We start from the raw sequence: 24,559 nt of genomic DNA, 5'->3' as shown, positions 1-24,559 counted from the left end.
TCAACTCCTCGTCGATTTCGAGCTGATAATCAGCCCGGCGCTGATGATCAGCGTCGTGGCAATGAAGATGATGGTTCCGACGGCCGTCACCGTCGGGTCGGCGTCGCGGGTGATGCTGGTGAAGATCTGCACCGGCAAGGTCTTGAGGTAGGGACTGGTGATGAACAGCGCGACGATGATTTCATCGAAGGAGGTGACGAAGGCAAACAAAAGCCCGGACAGGATACCGGGCGCGATCAGCGGCAAGGTCACGGTGCGGAATGTGGTGAAGCGGTTGGCGCCGAGGCTGGCCGCCGCCGTTTCCAGCCGCACGTCGAAGACTTCGAGGCTTGCCGATACGGCGATGATGACGAAGGGGATCGCCAGCATCGTGTGCGCGATGACGAAGCCGGTGGTGGTGCCGACAAGCTGGTAGTCGAGGTAAACGGCATAGATGCCGATCGCCAGCACCACGCCGGGCACGATCATCGGCGTGATCAGGATGGCGCGCAGCAGGCCGGCGCCGGAATGTTTCATGCGGCTGAGGCCAAGCGACGCCAGCGTGCCGATCAGCGTGGCGGCAACGGCGACGAGGCCCGCGACCCTGAGCGAATTGAAGAAGCTCGACAGCCAATCGGGATTGGTGAAGAAATTCGCGTACCACTGCCAGGAGAAGCCGGACGGCGGGAAAGCGAGCGACTTCTTCTCGTTGAACGACATCGGGATGATGACCAGCGTCGGCATCACCAGCCAGACGGCGACCAGCAGGCAGAACAGGCCGAGCAGAATGCGGAACGGCGTTTGTCTCATGATCTGGACGCCTGCTTGTGGCGCTGGCGCATCAGCGGTGCGGCGAGCGCCAGCAGCACGAAGGTCGCGACCAGCAGGACGACGCCCATGGCGCCGCCTCGGCCCCAGTTGAGCAGGCTGAGCACCTGGCTCTGCACCAGCGTCGACAGCATGGTGCTGCGCGGGCCGCCGAGCAGGGCCGGCGTGATGTAGAAGCCGAGCGACAGGATGAAGACGATGATGGCGCCGGCGAAGACGCCGGGCAGCGACAACGGCAGATAGATTTCCAGGAAGGCGCGTGCCGGGCGCGCACCAAGGCTGCGCGCCGCCTGCACGAGGCGCAAATCGATGCCGCGCATGACCGAATAGAGCGGCAGGATCATGAACGGCAGCAACACCTGCGCCATGCCGATGACGACTCCGGTCTGCGTGCGGATCAGCTTCACGCCGTCAAAGCCGAGCAGCCTGATCACCGAATTGATGATGCCGGAATCTTGCAGCAGGATGACCCAGGCCAAGGTGCGCACCACGCCGCTGACCCAGAACGGCACCAAAACGCACAAGATGAGGACCAGCCGCAGGCGCGGCCCGACCGCCGTCATGAGATAGGCATAGGGATAGGCGGCGATGACGCAGACGATGGTGACCCAGGCGGCGATGGAAAAGGTGCGCCACAGCACGGTGACGTTCACCGGGGTGGAAAAGAACCAGACGTAGTTCTGCAGGCCCCAGGCCGGATCCGAAAAACTGCGCAGCGTGACGGTCAGCAAGGGATAGCCCATAGCGGCGATGAGCAGAGCCAGGGCCGGCATCGCCAGCAGCGACGGATAGGCGGCAAGGCGCAGGCGCCGCTGCGGCCCCTGCACGGCACCTGACGGCCGGGAATGATCACCCCCGGCCGTCGGCGTATGCGATGTCTGGCTCACGCCGTCACCTCAGTGATAGCCGGCTCAGTTGCCGGCCATCAGCGCCGTCCACTTGTCGGACGCGGCGGCGAAGTTGGCGACCCAGAACTTGATGTTCTGCTGATAGCCGAGCTTGGCGTGGTCCGGCGTGTTGGTCAGGAAGGCGGCGACGGACGCGTCGACCTTTGGCTGTGCCTCGTTGTTGATCGGCGAGTAGGAGGTCTGCTCGGTCAGGATCTCCTGCGACTTCTTGCCGAGATAGGCGTTGATCAGCGCGTAGGAGGCATCGGTGTCCTTGGCGCCGACCGGGATGGTCAGCTGATCCATGACGACCAGCCAGTCCTTCCACACCGGCGTATAGGCAGCGCCATTCTTGACCGCCGTCATGGCGCGGCCGGTCCACATGATGATCATGTCGGCCTCGCCGGATTCGGCAAGCTGCTGGGATTCTGCGCCGGTCTTCCAGAAGATGGTGTCGGGACCGATCGCCTTTATCTTGGCGATGCCCTTGTCGATATCGGCAGGCGTCATGGCGTCGACCTTGCCGCCGTCGGCCAGGATGGCCTGTTCGATCAGGCCGCCGAGCGGGCTGCCACTGCCGTCGATGGCGCGGGTGCCGGGGAATTTCGCGGTGTCGAAGAAATCCTTCCAGTCCTTTGGCGGATTGTCCTTGTACGTGTCGTTCTTATACATCAGGACCATGCCGTAGTTCATCGCCGGCACGCTGCATTCGCCGACCTGTCCGGGCGGGATGTGCGAGATGTCGAGCTTGGTCAGATCGAGTTTCTGGAACAGTTTTCCGCAATGCACGAAGGGCGGAAAATCGTCCGTGTCCACGACATCCCAGGTCACATTGCCTGATTCGACCTGCGCCTGAAGCTTGGCGATTTCGGTCGGTCCGTCGTTCAAAAGCTTGACGCCGCTCTTGTCGACGAATTCCTTGAGTGCGGCGACCTGGCCGTCCTGGTAGATGCCGCCATAGGAGACGAAGGTCAGCGTCTTGCCCTTCAACGAGCCGTCGACGACGGTTCCGGCCGGCGGCGCGTTCTGCGCGTGAGCGGCGGCTGCGAGCAAGGCCAGTGCGGCGGCGCCGACAAATCCGGCCAATCTTGATCTGCTTCCCATTTTCTAACCCTCCGATGGCTCGCTGTTTGATTTTGGCAGGCCGGGCGCGAGCGTTTTCCGGGCTACATATTGATCGAGGTCGACAGCGCCGCTTGTCGGCGGTGCGATGATCCACAGCACTTCGGCCACCGTATCGCCGACATTGATCGTCCGGTGCGGCGTCGAGGTCGAATATTCGATGCTGTCGCCCTCTTCGAGGGTGAAGCTCTCGTCGCCGAGCGTCAGTTGCACGCGTCCGCGCAGCACGAGGAACATCTCGCTCGCGTTGCCATGGGTGTAGGGCACGTCGCCGGTGGAGCCGCCGACGGCGAACTCGCCGCAATAGACTTCCATCTCGCGGATCGGCCGGCGCGACAGCAGCGTCTTGCGGTAGCCCTCGCTGGTCGGCAGCGCCGGCCGCTCGGCGCGTGTCAGCACCGCGTGCGGCGAGACTTCGCATTCGTCGAAAAGATCGGCGAGGCTGATGCCGAGCGCGTTGGCTATCAGCATCAGCGTGCTGGTGTTGGCGCCAGAAAGGCCGCGCTCGAGCTGGCTCAGGAAGCTGGCGGTGGTGCCGATCATGTCGCCGAGCTGGCGCAGCGTCAGGCGCCGCGTGGTGCGATAGGCCTTGATGCGATCGCCCAATACCGTCGAGCGGCGCGCTTCGGCGCTGGTTGCGGCATTGTCATTGAGTGCGTGATCCGCAGCGATTTTCATGGTGATCTCAGGGTTCACTTAACATGCTATTAAGTGAGGCGTCCTGGCAAGTAGATTCGCTTGGTCACCTGAAAGTCATCGATGGACCTGCGGAGGGTGCATGATCGGCAGACCGGCAACGCCGGTTCGGCTCGATCACTGGATCATGAAGCGCGAACTGAACGGCAGGCTTGCCGCGCCGACGGCCTTCGGGCTGATGCTGACCCGCGCGGGCAGCGCTTCGATGCCGGGGAATTCCCGGCTGATGTCGGCGCACAAGGTCTTGGCGATCTTCTGCGGCGCATAGCTGGACAGGACGACCGTCCTGAATTCGACAAACTGGGTCAGTGCGGAAATAGAGGCTTTCAGGCGGTTGGAGCATTCCCCCAGCCATTCGCTGTAGGCCTCGCCGAGGTCAGGCCACTCAGGGCTGCTGCTCCAGATGATTTCGGACGGGCGCCCGCGCATGGCCAGTTCGCTCTCCAGGCGCATCAGGCCATGATCGAAGCTGGCGCTGGAGTTTCCCTTGTAGATCTGGTGGTTGAGGATGAGCCTGCTCTGCAGCCGTGCTCCCAGATAGAAGAACAGATAGTCGTTGAGCGGCTTTGCGACGCCGAACATGCTCTCGCCGCCGGCTGCCGCGGTGATGTCGTTCTGCACGAAAACCGGCAGCTTGATCTGTTCCTCGATCTCGGCCTGCAAGGCCTTCAGCGAGGTGCTCGATCCGCTGCGGGTTGCAGCCATGGTGTCGACATCGTCGGGAACGGCCAGGCCGATGCCGGCAACCCGGCTGCGCACCTCGACCGGCAGGCTGGTCATGGCTTGCCTGATCGCGCCGAACAGCTCGCTACTTTGCGGAAAGGGATTGGCTTCATCCGCCGGCAACTGCGTGTGGAAGCGCACCGTGCCGATGAAGTCGATGAGCGCGATGTCGATCCTGCGCCGGCTGAAGCCGACGCCAACCGCATAGGCGCCCTCCGGGTTGAGCGAAAGCGGGATGGTGGGCGGCCCGACGCGGCCGCGCTGCGCCTCGCCTTGCGAGACCAGGCCTTCCTGCTCGAGCGAACGGACGATGACCGAGGCCGTCTGCGCCGACAGGCCGGTCTTTTCGCCGATTTCCATCCGCGAGATGCCTTCGTTCTGAAGCAGCAGCGACAGCACCAGCCGCTCATTGTAGCTGCGCACGCTCAACGCATTCAGCCCGCTCGCACGATCGGCGATGCGCAAGGGGTTGGGTGGTGCGAATCTCATGTCAGGCAAGGGTCGCCCCGTCGGTTGGAGCTCGTTGCCCGGTGGCTTTAGTGTTGCTCATGTCGAGCGGCTCCAGCCGATGGCATCGACCGCGCGGGCAAGTGCGGTGCCCAGCAATCTGTGCGCCTCGGCATCGATGTGAAAGCCGTCCGCTTCGCTGCACGACACCACCGAGCCGGCATCGAAAAAGTGGAGTTCGAGCGAGTCCGCCAGAACCTCGAACTCGAGCGCGAGCAGGCGCGATTTCTCCGGCGCACCGGCGAAGATGGACTTCCATTCCTTGACGTCGTCCTGCATCGGCGGCGGCGCCACGATCATGATCTCGGGCGTCGAGCCGCCTGGCCCAGGCGCCAGCTCCTTGATGTCATAGACGAGGCAGCCGATCCCCATCGCCACTTCCGACGGCGGCTTGTTGAAGCGGATCTTCAGGTCGTTGGTGCCGAGCATGATGATGACGAGGTCGAGCGTCGCATGGCTCTGCAGGCAGGGGCGAAGATAGGTTCTGCCGTTTTTGTGGGCGCCCTCGATCGGGTCGTCGTGGACGGTGGTGCGGCCGCTCAATCCTTCCTCGATGACATACCAGTCGGGGCCTAGCTGAGAACGCAATATTCCCGGCCAGCGTTCACCCGGCCCATAGCGCTCGAGCGGCCCCCTGCCGGGGATCTGGCCGTGCGTGTTGGAGTCGCCGTAGCACAAGACTGATCGCATGTTTTTCCCGCCGGGACTGACAGCGCGCCGAAGCCGGCGAGCGCCATTCATGATGGATAGCGGAGCGGTGAAAGGCAAGCAAGGGAATAGTCATTCAACATGACTAACTATTGACAGGGCGAATCCGCTGTGCTTCTAAAGTGCCGGAGGAGTTCTCAACCGTCACCATCGTCCAGCCCGGGTTGGGCCTCGACACGCATGTGTTCGGGGACGGGAGAATTGCGTGCATCGGTCGGTTTGCGACGACGAGCATGCATCGGGAGAGCGTCTCGCGGCAGTACACATTCGTACGGCCGGCCATACGAATTCGTAGGCCGGGGCAACCACAAGGAGGAGAGTTGAATGTTAGGATTGCTGAAAACCGTCGGCCTGGGGATGCTAGTTGCGTCCACGCTTGCCGTGACGTCCCTGGCGCATGCGGAAGACATCAAGCTGATGGACGGCGTCGCGCCGCGCCCCGACGACACGCGCATGACCGCGGCCGGTGCGTTTAAGAAGGACCCGCCCTGGGTCATCGGAATGAGCGACTTCGGCGTCAACGCAAACACGTGGACGGTACAGGTGGCGCATGAGGCGGAGAATGCCGCGGCCAAGGACAAGCGCATCTCGAAATTCATCCTGCTCGATGCCGGCTTCGACCAGAAGAAGCAGGTGGCTGATATCGAGGACCTGATTGCGCAGCATGTCGACGCGATCATCGTGCAGCCGGTGACCAGCACATCGGCGAATGCCAGCATCGCCAAGGCGGTCGCCGCCGGCATTCCCGTCATTCTCCACACCGGTCGCATCGATTCCGACGCCTACACCACCGAAATCCAGGGCGGCGCCGAGCATTTCGGCAAGGTGATGGGCGACTGGCTGGTCAAGACCGTCGGCGACAACGGCAAGATCTGGGTCCTGCGTGGCCTGGCCGGACATCCGGAAGACACCAACCGCTACAACGGACTCCTGGAGTCGCTCAAGGGCACGCATGTGCAGATCATCGCCGAGGAGCATGGTGACTGGCAGTACGACAAGGCCAAGAAGCTGTGCGAGACGCTTTATCTGAACAACCCACAGGTTGACGGCATCTGGTCGTCCGGCGCTGACATGACGCGCGCCTGCGTCGATGTCTTCAAGCAGTTCGGCACGCCCGTTCCGCCGATTTCGGGCGAGGGCAACAATGGCTATTTCGGCCAGTGGATCACGGACGGGTTCAAGTCGATCTCGCCGGAATACAGCCCCGCCCAAGGTGCGGCCGGCGTGCGCGCCGCTGTTGCCCTTCTGGAAGGCAAGCAGCTCTACAAACGCTATGTCTATAATCCCGACGGATGGGACCAGGACAAGGCCAAAAAATACTATCGCGACGACCTGACCGCCAATGTCTGGTGGCCGAGCGAACTGCCCGAGGACAAGCTCAAGGAATATTACGGCAAGAAGTGACGGCGCCGTGGCTGGCGGGGAGTGGACAAGCATTCCCCGCAGGCCGTTCCATGTGTTGAATTTGGTTCGTTCGAGGGTTTCGTGACCAATCTTATCGAGATGTCCCACATTTCGAAGGCATTCGGAGGGAGCAAGGCGCTCCATTCCGTTTCCCTCGATCTCAAGGCGGGCAGCGTCCACGCCCTGATGGGCGAGAACGGCGCCGGCAAATCGACGTTGATGAAGATCCTGGCGGGCGTGCATCAGCCCGATTCCGGCGAGATCTTCATGAACGGGGAGAAGCTCGATCTGAAATCGCCGCGCGCCGCACTCGATGCCGGCATTTCGACCGTTTTCCAGGAGCATTCGCTGCTGCCCAATCTGTCGATCGCCGAAAACATGTTTCTGGGCCGGGAGCCGACGACCCGGTTCGGCTCGATCGATTATCGGGCGATGAAAAGCCAGACCGCCAAGGCGCTTGGCGAACTCGGCCTCACGCTCGACCCGTCGCAACTCGTTTCCAACCTGACCATAGCCGAGCGGCAATTCGTCGAGATCGCGCATTGCATCCAGGCGGACGCCAGCGTGCTTATCCTCGACGAGCCGACGGCTGCTCTCAACGCGGCCGATGTCGATGTGCTCAACCGCAACATCCGCCGGCTGCGCGATAAGGGAAAAGCCATCGTCTACATCTCGCATCGCATGGAGGAGATCTTCGAGCTGTGCGACACGGTGACGGTGCTGAAGGACGGCGCACTGGTCGGCACCAGGATGGTGTCCGAGATCACCACCGACGACCTCATCGCCATGATGGTCGGACGCGAACTCCAGGACCTTTTTCCCGATCGCACGGGCGATAAGGGTGATGAGATCCTGCGAGTCGAGAACCTCAGAATCACCGACACATCGCGGCCGCTGTCGCTGTCTTTGCACAAGGGTGAGATCGTAGCCCTGGCCGGACTGGAGGGGCAGGGCCAGCAGCGCTTCCTGAGATCGCTGATCGGCCGCTATCATCCCTCCGCCGGGACGATTTCCGTCAACGGCAAAGCGCTGAAAATGCCGCTCCCGGCATCATCAGGCGTTCGCCATTTGCAGCAGCTGAGGGTCGGCTTCGTTCCCGAGGACCGCAAGGAGGAGGGGCTCTTCCTCGCTTTGCCGATCGCCAACAACATCGCCATCGGATTGCATTCGAGGCGATTCGAACTCGCGCCGGCGCAGCCGTATCGAAACGTCATCGCCCACATGATGGAGGTCATGAACATAAAGGCGGCAGGGCCGTCCGCGCCGGTCGGCTCCCTGTCGGGCGGCAACCAGCAAAAGGTTCTCCTCGGCCGCTACCTGGCCGCCGATCTCGATCTTCTGCTGGTCGAGGAGCCGACCCGCGGCGTCGACATCGGCGCCAAGTCCGAGATCTACCACCTGCTGCGCGACTTTACCGCCAAGGGCGGCGCCGTGCTGGTGCTGTCGCGCGAGACGATCGAGTTGATCGGGCTCTGCGATCGCATCTACGTCGTCCACGACGACACCATCGTTGCCGAAATGCCGGCGGCGCAGGCGACGGAACACAAGATCCTCGACGCGGCCCTGACGGGCGGCTCCGCGCGCCAGCACTAGGGGGGCTGCCATGGTTCGCTCGCTGTTCAACATCCTGAGTGGCCGGAACACGCGGCAAGGCCTGTGGGGCCTGCCACTGCTGGTCGCCTTGTTCATTTCGCTGTGGCTGACCGTCGAGACGACACAATTTGCCACGGCCGAAAACCTCTTCAACCTGGTGGCCCAGGCAATGCCGCTGATCATCGCGGCCATCGGACAGTTGGTGGTCGTGCTCATCGGCGGGCTCGATCTGTCGGTCGGCTCCGTCATCAGCTTCACCACGGCGGTGCTGGCGCTCGATCAGCCGGCTGTCGTGCTGATCCCGGCGGTCTTCGTGCTGGCGGCACTCATCGGGCTGATCAACGGCCTGGCGATCACCCGTTTCAACGTCCATCCGATCATCGCGACGCTGTCGACGCAGTACATCGTGCTCGGCATCACGCGCATCCTGCGTCCTGTGTCCGGCGGTACGGTGCCGGAGATCGTCATCGATGCCGTCTCAGGCAGTTTCCTCGGCGTTCCCTATCCGGTTTTCTGGGGCATCGTCGTGATCCTGGCAGCGTGGAAACTGCTCTACGGATCGCGATACGGGCTGCATCTGTTTGCGATTGGCGGCGGCATTGCTTCGGGCGCTGAAAGTGCTGCCCGCAATTTCGGCGTCTCCGACCGTCGCAACATCATCCTCGCCTATGTGGTCTGTTCCTGTTTCGCGGCCGTTGCCGGTGTCTTCCTGGCCGGGCGCATCGTGTCGGGCGATCCGAATGTCGGGCTGCTTTTCGAACTCGACACCGTCACCGCCGTCGCCCTTGGAGGCACCCAGCTCTCCGGCAGCATAGGCAGCCTGCACGGCACGGTGATCGGCGCGCTGGTCATGGCGCTGCTGGCCAATGGCATGAACCTCGCCAACGTCTCCCCCTTTGTCCAGACCGCGATCAAGGGCGGCATCCTGCTGGCGGTGGTCGGGCTGCAATCCCGCAAGAAGATGGGGCTCTAAAAGATGGCTGCCGTTCTCGCAAATCCGATCGCCCGGCGCCTGCTGCGCATACCGCCGTCCTATTTTGTCTTTCTCGTGCTGCTGGCGACGCTGTGGATCGCGCGACCGAACATGCTCAACCTCAACATCATGGGTATCTTCGTCAGGCAGATCGTCCCGCTCGGCATCCTGGTGCTGGGGCAGCTCGTCGTCATGCGGGTGAAGTCGATCGACCTCTCCGGCGGCGGCATCATCCTGCTCATCAACTATTTCATCTCGTCGGGCACTTTCCCCGGCGCGTCGATGCCTTTCTTCGTCGTGCTGGCGCTCGCCCCCGGCCTCGTCATCGGCCTGTTCAACGGCTTCATGATAGGGAGCCGGCGGGTGTCGGCTGTCATCGTCACGCTGGCGGTCAGCATCATCCTGGTAGGGCTGGTGCAGTTCCTGTCGAGCGGCAATCCGCCCGGCGATGTGCCGAAGCTGTTCAACGACCTCTACAACACGAAATTCCTGTCGGTTCCGACGCCGGTGCTGTTCTGGGTCCTGCTGACCGCTTCGGTGTGGCTGCTTCTGTCGCGGACCGTCTTTGGCCGCTACGTCGCCTCGGTCGGGGAGAATGCCGAAGCCGCGCATTTTTCCGGCGTGCCGGTCCAGCGCACGGTCATCCTGGCGCATACGCTCGCCGGCCTGATCGCGGCGATCGCGGCCCTGGTGCAGACCGGTTCGATCGCCGTCGGCAGCGTCCGTGTCGGCCTCGACCTGCCGATCCTGGCGGTCGCGGCAACGATCCTCGGCGGCGTCGTCTTCGGTCGTGGCGACGGCGGCGTCTGGGGGCCCTTCTTCGGGGCGCTGTGCTTTGCGCTGCTGTTCGTGGTGATGACGGTGCTCGGCATCGACGAGCCCGGCAAGCTCATCGCGCAGGGCGTCATCATCCTCGGCGCGGCGATCTTCTACGGAGTGCGCGTGCGAAACCCCTGACTTAAGACGGCGAAAAGCAAGTGCGCCGGCGTTCAGACAATTGCAAACAGATGGAGAAACATGGATGTCACCGCCAAAAAACATCATGTGCTACGGCGACTCGCTGACCTGGGGCTGGGTTCCGGTCAAGGAGGGGTCGCCGACCTACCGCTACCCCTATGACCAGCGCTGGACCGGTGTGATGTCGGCGGCGCTGGGGGCGGGCTACCATATCATCGAAGAAGGCCTGAGCGCGCGCACCACCTGTCTCGACGACCCCAACGATCCGCGCCTGAACGGGGCCAATTATCTGCCCTCGGCCATCGCCAGCCATCTGCCGCTGGACCTGGTCATTGTCATGCTCGGCACCAACGACACCAAGTCTTATTTCCGCCGGACGCCTTATGAGATCGCCAATGGAATGGCGAAACTGGTCGGGCAGATCCTGACCAGTGCCGGCGGCATCGGCACGCCTTATCCGGCGCCGAAGGCGCTGGTCATTGCGCCGCCGCCGCTGACCCCGATGCCCGATCCGTGGTTCGAGGGCATGTTCGGCGGCGGGCACGAAAAATCCAGGGATCTGGCCAGGCAGTACAAGGCGATGGCGGATTTCATGAAGATCGACTTCCTCAATGCCGGCGATTACCTCACCACGGACGGTGTCGACGGAATTCATTTCACCGCCGCAAACAACGCCGATCTGGGACGCGCGGTGGCCGGCAAGGTCAAGTCGATCCTCGAGCCGGGCCAGGTCAGCACCGCCGCTTGAAGCCGCCACGCCCGTCGGCTTGCGGCACACAGGCCCACGGCGCAGGTGTATCGCAGGTTCCTCCGGCGATGCACATCGATGCGGGGCCGAACGATGCGTTTGGCCCCGTATTGATATGGCGCCCTGCGCCGGCAGATGTGCGTCGATCTAGGGGCTTGGCCTCGGAGCTACGTCATCGGCGGACGCTTTGGTTTGGCGGTCGAAAACGACCGCCAGACCGTTCTTCACGGCAAGCGAGGCGACCATGTCGTCGAGTTCGCGGTCGGGAATGACGGGTTTGAGGACCTGCCGGATGGCCCGATAGGCCTGCTCGGTCGACACATAGCCGTATCGTTTTTTGCGCGCTTCCACATATTGCTCGATGAGAATGCCCAATCGGCGGGCGGCGATGTCATCTGGTTGCTGCAAGGGAGCCTCCTCAAGCGTCGATCGTTTGCAGACCCCAGAGATGTAAAAACCCACGCCGCGAAAGTTAAGGCCTGCTGTCGGCCTGAAGCTCAAAAAAATCTGCTGCCTCATTCGACGAATTGCGCCGCAGCGTGACATCGTGCCCGAACTGGTACCTCGCTGCCGCAAGGAGCAGGTCAATTTGGCTGGTCCGTTCCGAATCCCGATCAAAGCGTGTATTCACAACAGCTCCGACAGAACGGCCATGAAGTGGTCGTTCTCCGCAGCCGAGCCGATGCTGACGCGCACATAGGTGTCAAAACCCTGCTGCTTCCACGGCTTGACGATGACGCCTTGCCGCAACAGGCTTTCGACGAACACGGAAGCATCTCGCCGGCAGTTGAAGAACAGGAAGTTGCCCCTGGAGGCGGCGACGTCGAGGCCCTTGCTCGCCAGAAAAGTCTCGACGCGTTTTCTCTCCGCCCTGGCCAGCGCGACGACCCTGGCGAGGTGTTCGTCGTCGGCCAGCGCCGCGAGTGCGGCGGCTTGGGCCATGCCGTTGGCGTTGAAAGGCGTGCGGACGCGGTCGAGCAGCGCGCGCAGCTCCGGGTCACCGACGATGCCGAAGCCGATCCGCAATCCGGCCAGACTGAACGCCTTGGAAAAGGTCCGCAGCACGATCCAGGGCCGGTCCAGCTTTTCGAGATAGGGCAGGGACGACGCATAGTCGTCGCCCTCGGCATATTCGGCATAGGCTTCGTCGATGACGATCAGCGTCTCGTCGCTCGTCGCATCCAGAACCCTCGACAGATCGCCGCCGGAGAGCCAGCTGCCGACCGGGTTCATCGGGTTCGAGAACAGCAGCATGCGCGGCCGCTCGCGCGCCGCCTCGACCAGCGCATCGACATTAATGGTCAGATCGTCGTTGACGACAACGCGCTTGACGGTAGCGCCCATCAACGTCGCGTAGTCCTCATGCAGCGGAAACGACGGATAGAGCGTGACGACCGCGTCGCCCGGCCGCAACACGGCACGGCTGATGACGGAGAGAAGGTCTTCGGAACCGTTGCCGAGGATAATCTGGTCCTCGGTGACGGCATATTTGTCGCCGATCGCCTGGCGCAGCTTGCGCCCGGCAGGGTCCGGATAGAGGCGGAACATCTCGGAGCCGGCATGCATCGTCGTGGCGAGGGTCGGGCTGGGCCCGAGCGGGTTTTCGTTCGAGCACAGTTTGGCGATTCTGGCCGGTGCGTATCGCTCCATGACCTCGTCAATTGTCAGCCCGGAATTGTAGGGCGACAGGCGGTTGACTTCGGTACGGACCATATCCGAGGCTTTCGACAAGGGCGGGCTCCTCTGCGGTGGATTTCGTCATCCGTACCGTAGCCCAAACAGTTTGTATATGCTTGTATATGCAACTTGATCTGATAGTCTCGACGCTGAAGCGGAAACCGACACCGATCAGGAGGATCACATGCGCAACGCTTCTCTCTTCGATCTCTCCGGCAGGAAGGCGCTTGTCACCGGTGCAAGCCGGGGCATCGGGCGCAGCATCGCCGAGGCGCTGAGTGCTGCCGGCGCAGACGTCGCGGTCACGGCGCGCAGCCTGGCCTCGCTGGAGGCCACCACGGCAGCCATCCGCGCCGCCGGCGGAGTGGCGCACGCCATCGCTCTCGACGTCACCGATGTCGGCCGCTGCCGGGCAGCAACCGCAGAGGCTGCCAGCCTGCTTGGCGGTCTCGACATTCTCGTCAACAATGCCGGCGTGGAGGAGGTGCGGCCCTCGCTCGATGTCGACGAGGCGCTGTGGGACAGGATCGTCGACACGAATCTCAAGGGAGCGTTCTTCTGCGCCCAGGCCGCCGCGCGGCAGATGCGCGACGCCGGACGCCCTGGTGCCATCATCAATCTGTGCTCGCTGACATCCGAAGTCGGAATCCCCACCGCGGTGCCGTATGGCTCGTCGAAGTCGGGCCTGCTCGGCATGACCCGCGCCCTTGCGGCGGAGTGGGCGGAGCTTGGCATAAGGGTCAACGCCATCGCGCCGGGCTATTTCAGGACGGCGATGACCGACGTTTTTTACAGCGACGAGGCATGGCAGCACTCCATGCTGGCCAAGATCCCGCAGCGGCGTTTCGGTGATCTCCACGACTTGCACGGCATCGCCGTGTTCCTCGCTTCGGATGCGGCTGCCTACATAACCGGCCAGTCCATTCCGGTCGATGGCGGCTTTCTCGCCTCGATCTGATGAGGCAGGTTTGCCTCCGCAGTTTCGACGGGAAGGATGATGGAAAAATTGCTGGCGACCATCATACATACATGTATATACTTTTGCCTGAGTGAAGCCTCTCGACGGCTTTGATCCTTGCCCCGGTCGGCTTGTCGACCCGCAGAACTATGGCCATCCACGGGCCAACCGTCATTGCGTTCCAAGAGTTCCAGGAGACGAGCAATCATGTCCGACATCAGCTTCCACGATCTGTCATCCATCGATGCCGACCAGCGCGCCAGTCTGCTGAAGCGCGCCGAGGCCGATCTGACGGTCTTCGTTGAGAAGGTCCGGCCGATCATCCAGGCCGTCAAGGACGAAGGCGACGCCGCCTTGATCCGCTTCGCCGGGGAACTCGACAAGGCCAATGTCGCCGAGGGCGAACTGCAGGTGTCGGAAGCCGAGTTCGATGCGGCGTTCGACAAGGTGGAAAGGGACGTCGTCGAGAGCATCCAGTTCGGCATCGACAACATCAGGCGCTTCCATGAGGAGCAGAAGCCGGAGACGATGTGGCTCAAGGAAGTCCGGCCGGGCGCCTATGCCGGGGACAGGTACACGCCCATCGCATCCGTTGCGCTCTACGTGCCGCGCGGCAAGGGCGCTTTCCCGTCGGTGACGATGATGACGTCGGTGCCGGCGGTGATTGCCGGCGTGCCGCAGATTGCCATCGTGACGCCGCCGACATCGGATGGTTCGGTGGACGCGGCAACGCTCGTCGCCGCGCGTCTCGCCGGCGTGGGCACGGTCTACAAATGCGGCGGCGCCCAGGCAGTTGCCGCCGTCGCTTACGGCACCGAGACGGTGAAGCCCGCACTCAAGATCGTCGGTCCCGGCAGCCCGTGGGTGGTGGCGGCCAAGAGCGTGCTGTCATCGGTCATCAACACAGGCCTTCCGGCGGGCCCGTCGGAAGCGATTATCTTTGCCGATGACAGCGTCGACGGCGGGCTTGCCGCGCTCGACCTGTTGATCGAAGCCGAGCACGGGCCAGATTCCTCGGCCTATCTGGTGACGCACAGCCGCAAGATCGCAGAAGCAGCACTCGCCGCACTTCCCGAGCACTGGTCGCGGATGACCGAGCAGCGTGTGGAGTTTTCGCGCGCGGTGCTGACCGGCAAGCGCGGCGGCATCGTGCTGACCGCATCGCTGGAAGACAGCTACCGCTTCATCAACGACTATGCGCCCGAACATCTCGAGATCCTGTCGACGGAGCCGTTCGCCCATCTCGGACGCATCACCGAGGCGGCCGAAATCCTCATGGGACCGCATACGCCGGTGACCCTTGCCAACTTCGTCCTTGGACCCAATGCAGTGCTGCCGACCAGCCGGTGGGCGCGGACCTACGGCCCGCTTTCGGTGACGGATTTCGTCAAGCGCTCGTCGGTCGGCTATGTCACCTCGGCGGCCTATCCGGAACTCGCTCTGCATGCCCGCAGGCTTGCCCGCTATGAGGGCTTCAGTTCGCACGAGAACGCGGTCTCGGAAATCCGCGACCGCTATCTCGCCGGCTGAGCGGAAACGATCGCGATGAGGGCTGCTCGACTTTATCAACCTGGTGACCTGCGTGTCGAGGACATCGCTCCGCCAGGCGCGCCGGATCCGGGCTGGGTGAAGCTGAGGGTCGATGCCGCCGGCATCTGTGGTTCTGATCTGCACAATTTCCGCACGGGGCAATGGATAAGCCGGTCGCCGTCGACGGCCGGCCATGAACTGGCCGGCACGGTGACCGCCATCGGCGCAGGCGTTGATAGCGTCGCCGTCGGTGACAGGGTGGTTGCCGATTCACGGTTCTGGTGCGGAGACTGCGCGCAATGTCATGCCGGCAGGCGGCATCTCTGTGCGTCGCTGGGCTTTGTGGGGGAGATCTGCGACGGTGGGTTTGCCGAACAGGCGGTGCTGCCCGCACGGCTCTTGCATATCATCGATGCCGGGCTCGACGAGCGGGTCGCGGCGATGGCCGAGCCGCTGGCGGTGGCGTTGCATGCGGTGCGGCGGCTGCCGAAAACGGCAGGCGCGGTGCTGGTCGTCGGCTGCGGGCCCATCGGCGGTCTTGCCGCGCTGCTGCTGTCGCGGACCTTCGCCGGCATCGTGCTCGTCGCCGACCGCAACCAGAGCCGCTGCGCCCGGGTGGCGCGGGTGACGGGTGCCACGATGGTCGATCTGAACCGGGATGCCGTTGCCGCCGCAACCGCCAATGCCCCGCTGCTCGCGGCCATTGAGGCGACCGGCAGCGTCGCGGCGCTCAACCAGTTGCTTGGCGTTCTCGATCCCGGCGGCACGATCGCCATGGTGGGCATCTTTCACGGCCGCCTCAACATTGATCCCAATACGCTGGTCGAACGCGAAATCGGGTTGCTGGGATGCCACGCCTTTGCCGATGAGCTGCCCGAGGCCGTGCGGATGCTAGGTGAGCTCAGCGAACCGCTGTTGGCGCTGATCGACCAGGAGATTGGCCTGGATGACATTCCGGCTGCCTATGAGCGGCTGTTGGCGGGACACAGCGACGGCTTGAAAACAATCATCCGCATGCGGCAACCTGTCGAGCGGTCGTGATTTCCGATGAATCGCCGGAAAGGACTTTGGAAATGGTCACTTTGCCTGACACGGCCAGCCCTCTCTACGAGAAGGTGAAGGACTACATCCTGGCCAACATCGGAACGGGCCGGTGGGGCAAGGATCGCAAGCTGCCGTCCGAGAATGAGTTGGTGGCTTCACTCGGCGTGTCGCGGATGACGGTTCACCGGGCGCTCAGAGAGTTGACCTCGGCCGGGTTCCTGATCCGTCTGCAAGGTGTGGGAACTTTCATCGCGCCACCGCGGCCGCAATCGACACTGATCGAGATCAACAACATCGCAGCCGAGATCGTCGAGCGCGGCAACAGGCATCGTTCCGAAGTCCTCGTCCTCGAAACCATCATGCCGACAAAGGAGCTGGCGCTGTCGTTCGAGTTCGCAAAGCGCGTCCCGATCTATCATTCTGTCGTCGTCAATTTCGAGAATGATTTGCCGGTGCAACTGGAAGAGCGCTTCGTCAATCCGAGCCTCATCCCCGACTATGACAAGCAGGATTTTTCGAAGACGGCGACCTATGACTACCTCATGCAGAAAACCCCGGTGACCGAGGTCGAGCATATCATTTCCGCCATCCCGGCGGATGCCGAGACGGCGCGGCATCTGGGCATCGATGTCGGCGCCTGCTGCCTCTTCCTGCACCGCCGGACATGGACAGGCGCGGTGGTGGCGACGATCAGCAAGCTGACTTATGCCGGCAGCCGCTACTCGCTCGGCAGCCGCTATTCACCTTCAAAAAGCAGCTAACGGAAGCAGGTCGAATGCAAGTCGGAGCGGCCCCGCTGCCAATGTATATACATGTATCGATGAAAACGGTTTCGCCCTCGGCGAACGAACTGGCTGGAAGGAGCGACAGATGACGCCGGCACTGAGCCGCACGGCGCGGATCCGGGCACTCGCGCAGCATGATGTTGCCGAAGCACAAAGCGCGCTGGCGGCATTGCTGGGCGACCTGTTCGCGATGACCCCCCGCAAGGTGCGCATCAACTTCGACAAGTACAGCCTCAATTCGTTGAACGGCTTCTTCGAGGACGATGGCAAGGCCTACTTCTTCAAGTTCCATCAGGAGGAGCGGGAAGAGGCGATGACGGGCGAGTATTACCGCGCCGAGATTCTGTCGCGCGCCGGCCTGCCGGTCGACCAACCCGTGCATATGTCTGCCCAACCAGGCGAGCAGATCCTTGTCTATCGCCGCCGCACGGATCCAAGATTTTCGGATGTGCTGTTCGCGCTGGATGGGCAGGACGATGCCTGCAAGCGGCAAGAAGCCGTTCTTGCCGAGCGCGACCTGTCGGCCAGGCTGCTCAAGGTCTATCTCGAGACGCTGCATCCCGTCACTGTCGAGGACGTGGCGGCGGAGCCGATCCACAGGCTGTTTCATGAGCGGCTGATCGATGCCGAGACACGCTTGTCACCAGGCGGAAGGCTGGCCGATTTCTATGTCGGCAAGCCGTTCGTCTTTCCCGGTGCCGAGCTGGATTGGGATCGGTTTTCCCGGCTGAAATTCGTCATCAACGACCAGCAGTACACCGACAGCATCGGTGAGCTTTTCGATGCCGCGGCTGTGCGCTTACGGCCCGACCGCCTTGCCGATGCCGGCGGCGTGGTCGCGCATGGCGACGCCCACAACGCCAATGTCTGGTACACGGCGAAGGCGGGGAGGGCGGAGCTGTCCTTCTTCGATCCCGCCTTTGCCGGCTCGCACATCCCGACGCTGCTGGCCGAGGTGAAGGCGACGTTCCACAACATCTTCGCCCACCCGTTCTGGCTCTATGATCCGGCGACCGCGACAGAGGCTTTTCGCGCCCAGGCGCGGCTGGACGGAAATCTGCTCCATGTCGACACGGACTGGGACCTGAGCCTCGTCCGCCGCGACCTGCTGGAGGTCAAGGCGACAGCGCTGTGGCGGCCATTGCTGCTGGAGCTCAAACGGCGCGGCATGCTGCCGGCCGATTGGCGCGCGGTGCTGCGAGCCGGTCTTTTCCTGTCGCCGACGCTGGTTATGAACCTGCGGGCTGGCGCGCGCAGCCACACGCCGGTCTCCTCCCTCATTGCCTTCTCAGTCGCGGTCATGGTCGGCAGCGAACCCGTTGCCGGAGCCGATCGGGTGACAGGTTTCCTCGACCGGATCGATCCGGCCAAGGTGGGAAATTGAGTCTTTCCAACTTGTATATGCATGTATGTATTTTAGCCTTGACATCCGCTCCCGCTGACGCTGAAATATCCTCGCACTTCACCATGAAGTGGCAGGTAAGACGCCGAGGCACAGTGCCGCAAGAGCAGAAACCCGCAGTCTCACCAGACCGGCTACCTCAGCTAGAAAAAGCGGTCTGATCATCAAGGGGAACAAAGATGATGCGTAACCTAACAGGACAGTTTCGCGCGCTCGTGATGGCCGCCGCCATCGGACTCGCCGCCGCCCCGGCAGCCTACGCGGCCGATGCGGCCATTCCCACCACGCCCGAGGCAGGAGCGTTCAAGATCGGCATCGAGCCCTGGCTCGGCTATGGCCAGTGGCATGTCGCCGAGGCCAAGGGTCTGTTCAAGACAAACGGGCTGAGCGACGTCCAGATCGTCAACTTCGCCGAGGACAAGGACATCAATGCAGCACTTGCAAGCGGCCAGCTCGACGCCGCCAACATCGCCACCCACACGGCGATGGGCATGGTTGCGGCCGGCCTGCCGGTGAAGATCGTGCTGCTGCTCGACGTCTCCATGACCGCCGACGCCATCATCGCCGGCAAGGACGTCACCTCCATCGCGGACCTTAAGGGCAAGCAGGTCGCCTTCGAGGAAGGCACGACGAGCGACATCCTGCTCAAATACGCGCTCGCCAGGAACGGCATGTCGATCGACGATGTGAAGCCGGTCCCGATGCCGGCGTCCGATGCCGGCAGCGCCTTGATCGCCGGTCAGGTGCCGGTCGCGGTGACTTATGAACCGTACCTCACCGTCGCCATGGCGCAGAACAAGGACCTCAAGCTTCTGTTCACCGCCGGCGAGGATCCCGGCCTGATCAGCGACGTGCTGGTGGTGCGTGACGAGGTGATCAAGTCGCGGCCCGGCCAGGTGCTGGCCATGATCAAGAGCTGGGACGCAGCGCTCAAGGACTACAATGCTGATACGCCCGGCGGCCGCGCCATCATCGCCAAGGCTGTCGGTTCGGACGTCAAGGACCTCAACACCGCCTTTGACGGCGTGCGCTACTACTCGCTGGCCGAAAACAAGACGGCGCTCACCGGCGACTTCACCACCAAGACCTTCGCCGATGTCGAAGCCGCCGCCAAGAACGCCAAGCTGCTGCAGGCCGATGTGACGCCGGAGCAGATGATCGACCCGTCCTTCGTCAAGGCGGCGGAATGATCAAGGCCGGATCGCGGTGGTGACACAGATGCCCGGGGAGCGACCGGCGCCAGGACCGATCGCGAAACAGGCGAGGCGCCGCCGATCCTCCGGGATCGGCGTGCCCATCGCCAGGTCGCGCTTTCTGATCATCGCGGTGGCCGTGTTCGTTGGGCTGGGCCTTGCCTGGTGGGCGGCGACCGGACTGGGGTTGGTAAAGCCGATCTTCCTGCCTTCGCCGGGCAGCGTCGCGACGCAGATCGCCAAGCTCGCTGCCGACGGCACGTTGTGGCTGGACCTCAAAGCCTCGATGTATCGCATCTCCATCGGCTTCCTCATCGCCTCGGTACTGTCGATACCGATCGGCGTTCTGATTGGCAGTTTCCGTTCTTGGGAAGCGGCCATCGAGCCGCTGGTTGATTTCATCCGCTACATGCCGGTCGTCGCTTTCGTGCCGCTCTCCATTCTTTGGGCCGGCACCGGAGATTCGCAGAAGTTCCTGATCATCTTCATCGGCACCTTCTTCCAGCAGGTCCTTATGATCATGGACAACGTCAAACGGGTTCCCACCGATTTCATCGGCCTTGGGCGCACACTCGGCCTGCCGGATCGCAAGATCCTGACGCGCATCGTCGTCCCCAGCGCCTTGCCGGGTATCTGGGATACGCTGCGCATCAGCCTGGGCTGGGCATGGACCTGGCTGGTGCTGGCCGAACTTGTCGCCGCGACTTCGGGGCTCGGCTATCGCATCACCGTGTCGCAGCGCTATTTCCAGACCAACACGATCATCGGCTACATCCTGCTGCTTGGCCTGCTTGGCCTCATCACCGACCAGGTGATGAAGGCGCTGGAGAAGGTGCTGTTCAAGCAAGAGGGCCGCTCGCAATGAGGTCCAGCCGATGAGTTTCCCCAAATTGCGGATCGCCGGCCTCCGCAAGAGCTTCGGCACGGGCGAACGGCGCACGGAAGTGCTGCGCGATATCAACCTCGATCTTGCCGACAACGAGTTTGTGTCCCTGGTCGGTACGTCGGGCTGCGGCAAGAGCACGCTGCTGTCGATCGTTGCCGGACTGCAGGACTTCGACGCGGGCGATCTCAGCATCGACGGCGCGCCGATCCTGCAGCCGGGTCTCGACCGTGGCGTCGTCTTCCAGTCCTACACGCTGCTTCCCTGGCTGACGGCGCGGCAGAACATCGAGTTTGCCCTCAAGGCCGCCGGCTACGATCGCCCGACCTGCCGCAGGATCGCGCTGGAGCATCTCGAACTCGTCAAGCTGTCCGACAGCGCCGACCGCTACCCGGCCGAACTCTCGGGCGGCATGAAACAGCGCGTCGCCATTGCGCGCGCGCTTTCCTACCGGCCCAAGATGCTGTTGATGGACGAGCCCTTCGGCGCGCTCGATGCCTTGACCCGGCACCAGATGCAGGAACTGCTCACCCAGATCTGGGAGGAACACAGGTTGACCGTCCTGTTTGTCACCCATGATGTGGAGGAGGCCGTCTATCTGTCGGACCGCATCGTCGTCATGGGCATCGGCCCGGGCCGCATCACCCAGACCTTCAACGTCGATATCGAGCGCCCGCGCCGCGAAGAGGTGATGGAAAGCCCTGCATTCATGGATCTGCAGCGCGGCGTGCACAAGGCCATCCGCGAGGGTTCAAAACGCCCCGAAATGGCGTAGGCGCTTGTGGTAGGCCCAATCATGCCGGACGAGGCTAGCACCCGGCGATACGCAAACGACGGCCGGACAGCATGCAAGCCGCCTGTCCGGCCGGAACTCCAACTGCTACGCAGGTATCAGGACGGCGATACGATGCACGCCGACCTCTTTGCTTGTATTCGTCGCCTCGTCGGTCTTGCCCTTGGCGCAGGTGTACATGTCACCCGTCTTGAGCTTGAATTCCTTGTCTGCCTTCTTGATGGTGAACGCGCCTGAAGTGATGGTGCATACCATGTCGTTGTCCATCATCATCGCGGAAGCGTGCGCTCCGGGCTGAAACACCACATCGACGATCGCGATGCTCTTGTAAGCGGCGATGTCGGAGTCGCCGGTGCCGACCTCCACCACCCTTACACCGGGCGCAATCTCCTTGCCTTCCTTCGGGCCGTATTTCTTGACCTTCGCGGATGCCGCCAGGGTGAACAGAGGCGTAATCGCGGCGGCCGTCACACCGAGAGCAATTGCAGACCTGCGATTTATGGTTTTCATTGCATCCTCCCATTGGTTGGTCACGCACGAAGGTGCATGGCCATTGTATATTAGCACAAACTCATGTCCTTGTATGCGAAATGGCGCAAAAGCAGGACACGAGGCCGTGCGAAGGACCGGAACATCATGGCGAGCCAAGTTCGGGCAGGGCAATCCGACATATCGGCAGACATCGCGGTTGCCTTTCAGTCCGTCGCGTAGACGGTGGGCGCCTTGCCGTCCTTGGTGAAGGCGTAGACGATGAACGGGCCGGCCTTCTCGCCACCCATGCCGGGAGCGCCGGTCGGCATGCCGGCTAGCGTGATGCCGGTGATGGCGGGCCGCTCCGTCAGCAGTTTCTTGACGATATCGACCGGCACCAAGCCATCGACGACATAGCCGTCGACCATCAGCGTGTGGCAGCCTTCGAGGTCGGCCGGCACGCCGGCATCGCTGCTGATCTGGGACAGGTTGTTGACCGGCTTGATGTCGACCTTGAAGCCGTTGTGTTCCAGATAGTTGGCATAGGATTCGCAGCAGCTGCATTGCGGGTTCTTGTACATCACCGCGTTGATGGTCGCCGCGACAGCTGGCAGCGGCATGGCGATCGCGACCGCTAAGGCGGCGAGGGAGTAAGTCAGTTTCATCGCAGTTCTCCTTGTTGTCTTGACGTTGTTTGACGAGAAAATCAGGTCACTCGAAACACCGTCATGAGGCCGGCCATCTGGTGGTCGGCGACATGGCAGTGCAGCATCCAGTCGCCTGGATTGTCGGCGACGAAAGCGCATTCGATCGTGTCCTTGGGGGCGAGCAGCACCGTGTCCTGCCATTGCCGGTGCGTCACCGGCGAACCGTTGCGCGCAAGCACCAGCATGCTGAAGCCGTGGATGTGCATCGGGTGCCACCAGGCGGTTTCGTTGCGCATGGTGAGATGACAGGTTGCGCCGCGCGGCAAGGTGAACTGCGGCGCCATGCCGGCGTGGCCGTCACCGGTCATCGACATGCCGTTGATCGCCCAGGCCGCGCCACCCTTCATGCCGGGTGTCGCCATGCCCATCATGCCGCCGACGCCGGCGAGCTTGCCGCCACCCATCATGCCGCCCTGCAGGACGATCTCCTGACGTTCGGCGCTTGCGAGATCGGGTTGCTGCAACGGGTTGCGCGGCAGGCCAAGCGGCGTGTCGAGAGGATGGGTCCGAAGCGGCGATGCGCTGTCATAGGCAAGCGTGGTCAGCGTATAGGCGAGACCGTCATAGAAGTCGTCGATCACCGCGTAACGCTTGCCCGGGTCGCCCTGCGTGTCGATCATGACATCGATGCGCATGGCGGGTGCCAGAACAAGACGGCCGTCATCCGGTTCGTGCGGATCACAGGGCTGGCCGTCGATCGCCACGACGACCGGGCGGTGGCCTTCGAAGCGCAACGCCATGATGCGGGCGAGCGAGGCATTGGCCAGCCGCAGCCTGACGCGTTCGCCCGCCCTTGCGCTCTGGTCGGCCGGCGCCGTGCCGTTGATGGTGACGACGTTGCCGACGCGGCCGGACATCGCCGCGTCCATCGCGCTGCCGAAGCCGAGGGCCATCTGCCCGTCGTCGGCAAGCCGCCAGTCCTGCAGCAACCACAGGAGGTCGCGGTCGACGGCGACAGGTTCGGTCTCCTCGACAACGAGGACGCCGGCCAGCCCGCGGCCGAGCTGCACGAGGCTGTTGGCATGCGGATGGTACCAGAAGGTGCCGGCGTCGGGCGGCGTGAATTCATAGACGCAATCTGTCCCCGGCTTGATCGGCGGCTGTGTCAGGCCGGGCACGCCGTCCATGGCGTTTTGCAGGCGGATGCCATGCCAGTGGACTGTCGTGTCCTCGTTCAATCCGTTCTCGACGACGATACGGGCGGGCTGGCCTTGGCGTAAGCGCAGCACCGGGCCTGGGACCGTCCCATCATAGGTCCAGACAGGCGTAAGCGGACCGCTAGCGCCGGTGAACATGGCCTGGCCCGGCGCCATCCTTATGCGGCGCTCATCGACGGCGGATGCCATCGACGATACGGGGCGCACTACGGTGGCCGCCGCAACGCCCGCCGCCGCGAGGACAAACCTGCGGCGTGAAATGGAATGACTGAAATCGATACTCACTCTCAAGCCCTTTGCGATCTCGATCGACGGCGAGCCTCTCGACGTCGAGTTGCCGTGTGCTCGCCGGCGCAAAGCGCCAGCGGTAATCAAACGCCAGAAGTCAGCCGCGAGGCGGCTGAAACTGCGTCAGACGAGATCGGTGGATTTGGGAGGGAATGGGTCGGGCAAGGAACTTCGCCCATGAAGGAACGGGGTCGGCAGTGCCGACGGCAGCGATGCCCGGGTCAAAGTCATCGCCGCGAACTCGAGCGGCAACACCGCGAGCACCGGTGCGACGCAGGTCGGCGGACAATGCATCGATTTGCCACTGTCGGCGGCGCCCTTGAGGCACGCGCTACAATCGCCATTCATGGCGGTGTCGGCCATCCTGGCCATGCCGGTGCCGGCAGGCATGCCGCTGCCAGTCGTCATCATCATCTTCGCCGACATGACGCTCGCCTGAGCGGCAGACAGGCTGAACCCGGCGGTCAGGAATACCGCGAGCAGCATGACAAGAATATGTTTTGGCGACCGGCGTGCCATCATCCGTCTAGGCTGGCCTCAAAAGAT

Annotated in this window: 25 protein-coding genes; 13 read left to right on the top strand and 12 right to left on the bottom strand. The window is 63.1% G+C overall.

Annotated features, from left to right (window positions below):
* The 6 genes from NKH95_RS15690 to NKH95_RS15665 all read right to left on the bottom strand — a co-directional run bounded on the left by NKH95_RS15690 (position 1) and on the right by NKH95_RS15665 (position 5,432).
* Positions 1-789 (bottom strand): ABC transporter permease, encoded by a 789-nt coding sequence (locus NKH95_RS15690; RefSeq protein ID WP_023809409.1) that lies wholly within the window; start codon positions 787-789, stop codon positions 1-3.
* Positions 786-1,694 carry an ABC transporter permease gene (locus tag NKH95_RS15685; protein WP_352441994.1) on the bottom strand — a complete coding sequence of 303 codons (909 nt, stop codon included), beginning with the start codon at positions 1,692-1,694 and terminating at the stop codon, positions 786-788. Before NKH95_RS15685 ends, NKH95_RS15690 begins: the two co-directional genes overlap by 4 nt.
* Before the next feature lie 24 nt (positions 1,695-1,718).
* Entirely contained in the window at positions 1,719-2,798 is a 1,080-nt protein-coding gene (locus tag NKH95_RS15680) for an extracellular solute-binding protein (RefSeq protein WP_023809407.1), read from the bottom strand.
* Between the two features lie 3 nt (positions 2,799-2,801).
* Entirely contained in the window at positions 2,802-3,494 is a 693-nt protein-coding gene (locus NKH95_RS15675; protein ID WP_352732807.1) for a helix-turn-helix domain-containing protein, read from the bottom strand.
* 135 nt (positions 3,495-3,629) lie between these two features.
* Complete coding sequence (locus NKH95_RS15670; protein ID WP_352441996.1) at positions 3,630-4,724, bottom strand: ROK family transcriptional regulator; 1,095 nt, start codon at positions 4,722-4,724, stop codon at positions 3,630-3,632.
* Between the two features lie 57 nt (positions 4,725-4,781).
* Positions 4,782-5,432 (bottom strand): SGNH/GDSL hydrolase family protein, encoded by a 651-nt coding sequence (locus NKH95_RS15665; RefSeq protein WP_023809404.1) that lies wholly within the window; start codon positions 5,430-5,432, stop codon positions 4,782-4,784.
* 342 nt (positions 5,433-5,774) lie between these two features.
* Here NKH95_RS15665 and NKH95_RS15660 point away from each other — a divergent pair, with 342 nt between their 5' ends.
* The 5 genes from NKH95_RS15660 (at position 5,775) to NKH95_RS15640 (ending at position 11,125) form a co-directional block, all read left to right on the top strand.
* Entirely contained in the window at positions 5,775-6,854 is a 1,080-nt protein-coding gene (locus NKH95_RS15660) for a substrate-binding domain-containing protein (protein WP_023809403.1), read from the top strand.
* Between the two features lie 81 nt (positions 6,855-6,935).
* On the top strand, positions 6,936-8,447 hold the full coding sequence (locus NKH95_RS15655; RefSeq protein WP_352891963.1) for a sugar ABC transporter ATP-binding protein: 1,512 nt from the start codon (positions 6,936-6,938) through the stop codon (positions 8,445-8,447).
* Between the two features lie 10 nt (positions 8,448-8,457).
* Positions 8,458-9,420 carry an ABC transporter permease gene (locus NKH95_RS15650; RefSeq protein WP_023809401.1) on the top strand — a complete coding sequence of 321 codons (963 nt, stop codon included), beginning with the start codon at positions 8,458-8,460 and terminating at the stop codon, positions 9,418-9,420.
* A 3-nt stretch (positions 9,421-9,423) separates the two neighbouring features.
* Positions 9,424-10,377: an ABC transporter permease gene (locus NKH95_RS15645; RefSeq protein ID WP_352891961.1), complete on the top strand. Its 954-nt coding sequence runs from the start codon at positions 9,424-9,426 to the stop codon at positions 10,375-10,377.
* A 64-nt stretch (positions 10,378-10,441) separates the two neighbouring features.
* Positions 10,442-11,125, top strand: coding sequence for an SGNH/GDSL hydrolase family protein (locus NKH95_RS15640; protein WP_023809399.1), 684 nt, complete (start codon positions 10,442-10,444; stop codon positions 11,123-11,125).
* Positions 11,126-11,272: 147 nt separating this feature from the next.
* Here the strand turns inward: NKH95_RS15640 and NKH95_RS15635 are convergent, their stop codons facing one another.
* Both NKH95_RS15635 and NKH95_RS15630 read right to left on the bottom strand, forming a co-directional pair.
* Positions 11,273-11,644 carry a hypothetical protein gene (locus NKH95_RS15635; RefSeq protein ID WP_245273087.1) on the bottom strand — a complete coding sequence of 124 codons (372 nt, stop codon included), beginning with the start codon at positions 11,642-11,644 and terminating at the stop codon, positions 11,273-11,275.
* Between the two features lie 108 nt (positions 11,645-11,752).
* Positions 11,753-12,856 carry a histidinol-phosphate transaminase gene (locus NKH95_RS15630; protein WP_352891959.1) on the bottom strand — a complete coding sequence of 368 codons (1,104 nt, stop codon included), beginning with the start codon at positions 12,854-12,856 and terminating at the stop codon, positions 11,753-11,755.
* Positions 12,857-12,986: 130 nt separating this feature from the next.
* On the opposite strand from NKH95_RS15630, the gene NKH95_RS15625 reads away from it, so the two are divergent.
* The 8 genes from NKH95_RS15625 to NKH95_RS15590 all read left to right on the top strand — a co-directional run bounded on the left by NKH95_RS15625 (position 12,987) and on the right by NKH95_RS15590 (position 21,372).
* Entirely contained in the window at positions 12,987-13,760 is a 774-nt protein-coding gene (locus tag NKH95_RS15625; protein ID WP_023809396.1) for an SDR family NAD(P)-dependent oxidoreductase, read from the top strand.
* Between the two features lie 207 nt (positions 13,761-13,967).
* Complete coding sequence (gene hisD / locus NKH95_RS15620; RefSeq protein WP_023809395.1) at positions 13,968-15,290, top strand: histidinol dehydrogenase; 1,323 nt, start codon at positions 13,968-13,970, stop codon at positions 15,288-15,290.
* A 15-nt stretch (positions 15,291-15,305) separates the two neighbouring features.
* The gene (locus NKH95_RS15615; RefSeq protein WP_023809394.1) at positions 15,306-16,331 is read left to right on the top strand and encodes a zinc-dependent alcohol dehydrogenase; all 1,026 of its coding nucleotides are present in this window, start codon (positions 15,306-15,308) and stop codon (positions 16,329-16,331) included.
* A 32-nt stretch (positions 16,332-16,363) separates the two neighbouring features.
* Positions 16,364-17,095, top strand: a complete 732-nt coding sequence (hutC, locus tag NKH95_RS15610) for a histidine utilization transcriptional repressor HutC (RefSeq protein ID WP_023809393.1) — start codon at positions 16,364-16,366, stop codon at positions 17,093-17,095.
* Positions 17,096-17,204: 109 nt separating this feature from the next.
* On the top strand, positions 17,205-18,503 hold the full coding sequence (locus NKH95_RS15605; RefSeq protein ID WP_352891956.1) for a hypothetical protein: 1,299 nt from the start codon (positions 17,205-17,207) through the stop codon (positions 18,501-18,503).
* A 200-nt stretch (positions 18,504-18,703) separates the two neighbouring features.
* On the top strand, positions 18,704-19,711 hold the full coding sequence (locus NKH95_RS15600; protein ID WP_031212560.1) for an ABC transporter substrate-binding protein: 1,008 nt from the start codon (positions 18,704-18,706) through the stop codon (positions 19,709-19,711).
* Positions 19,712-19,811: 100 nt separating this feature from the next.
* A complete protein-coding gene (locus NKH95_RS15595; RefSeq protein WP_031212557.1) occupies positions 19,812-20,579 on the top strand; it encodes an ABC transporter permease in 768 nt (255 codons plus the stop codon).
* Between the two features lie 10 nt (positions 20,580-20,589).
* Positions 20,590-21,372, top strand: a complete 783-nt coding sequence (locus tag NKH95_RS15590) for an ABC transporter ATP-binding protein (protein WP_023809389.1) — start codon at positions 20,590-20,592, stop codon at positions 21,370-21,372.
* A gap of 105 nt (positions 21,373-21,477) precedes the next feature.
* Here NKH95_RS15590 and NKH95_RS15585 read toward each other — a convergent pair whose 3' ends face one another.
* The 4 genes from NKH95_RS15585 to NKH95_RS15570 all read right to left on the bottom strand — a co-directional run bounded on the left by NKH95_RS15585 (position 21,478) and on the right by NKH95_RS15570 (position 24,499).
* Positions 21,478-21,924: a hypothetical protein gene (locus NKH95_RS15585; protein ID WP_245273084.1), complete on the bottom strand. Its 447-nt coding sequence runs from the start codon at positions 21,922-21,924 to the stop codon at positions 21,478-21,480.
* 161 nt (positions 21,925-22,085) lie between these two features.
* On the bottom strand, positions 22,086-22,526 hold the full coding sequence (locus NKH95_RS15580) for a DUF411 domain-containing protein (protein WP_023809387.1): 441 nt from the start codon (positions 22,524-22,526) through the stop codon (positions 22,086-22,088).
* Between the two features lie 41 nt (positions 22,527-22,567).
* Positions 22,568-23,914: a multicopper oxidase family protein gene (locus tag NKH95_RS15575; protein WP_245273082.1), complete on the bottom strand. Its 1,347-nt coding sequence runs from the start codon at positions 23,912-23,914 to the stop codon at positions 22,568-22,570.
* A 222-nt stretch (positions 23,915-24,136) separates the two neighbouring features.
* Entirely contained in the window at positions 24,137-24,499 is a 363-nt protein-coding gene (locus tag NKH95_RS15570; RefSeq protein ID WP_245273081.1) for a hypothetical protein, read from the bottom strand.
* Positions 24,500-24,559 lie beyond the last annotated feature (60 nt).

Source organism: Mesorhizobium sp. M0848 (assembly GCF_040319805.1).
In the GTDB taxonomy this organism is placed as follows: domain Bacteria; phylum Pseudomonadota; class Alphaproteobacteria; order Rhizobiales; family Rhizobiaceae; genus Mesorhizobium.
This window is presented reverse-complemented; position numbering and strand designations above follow the sequence as displayed.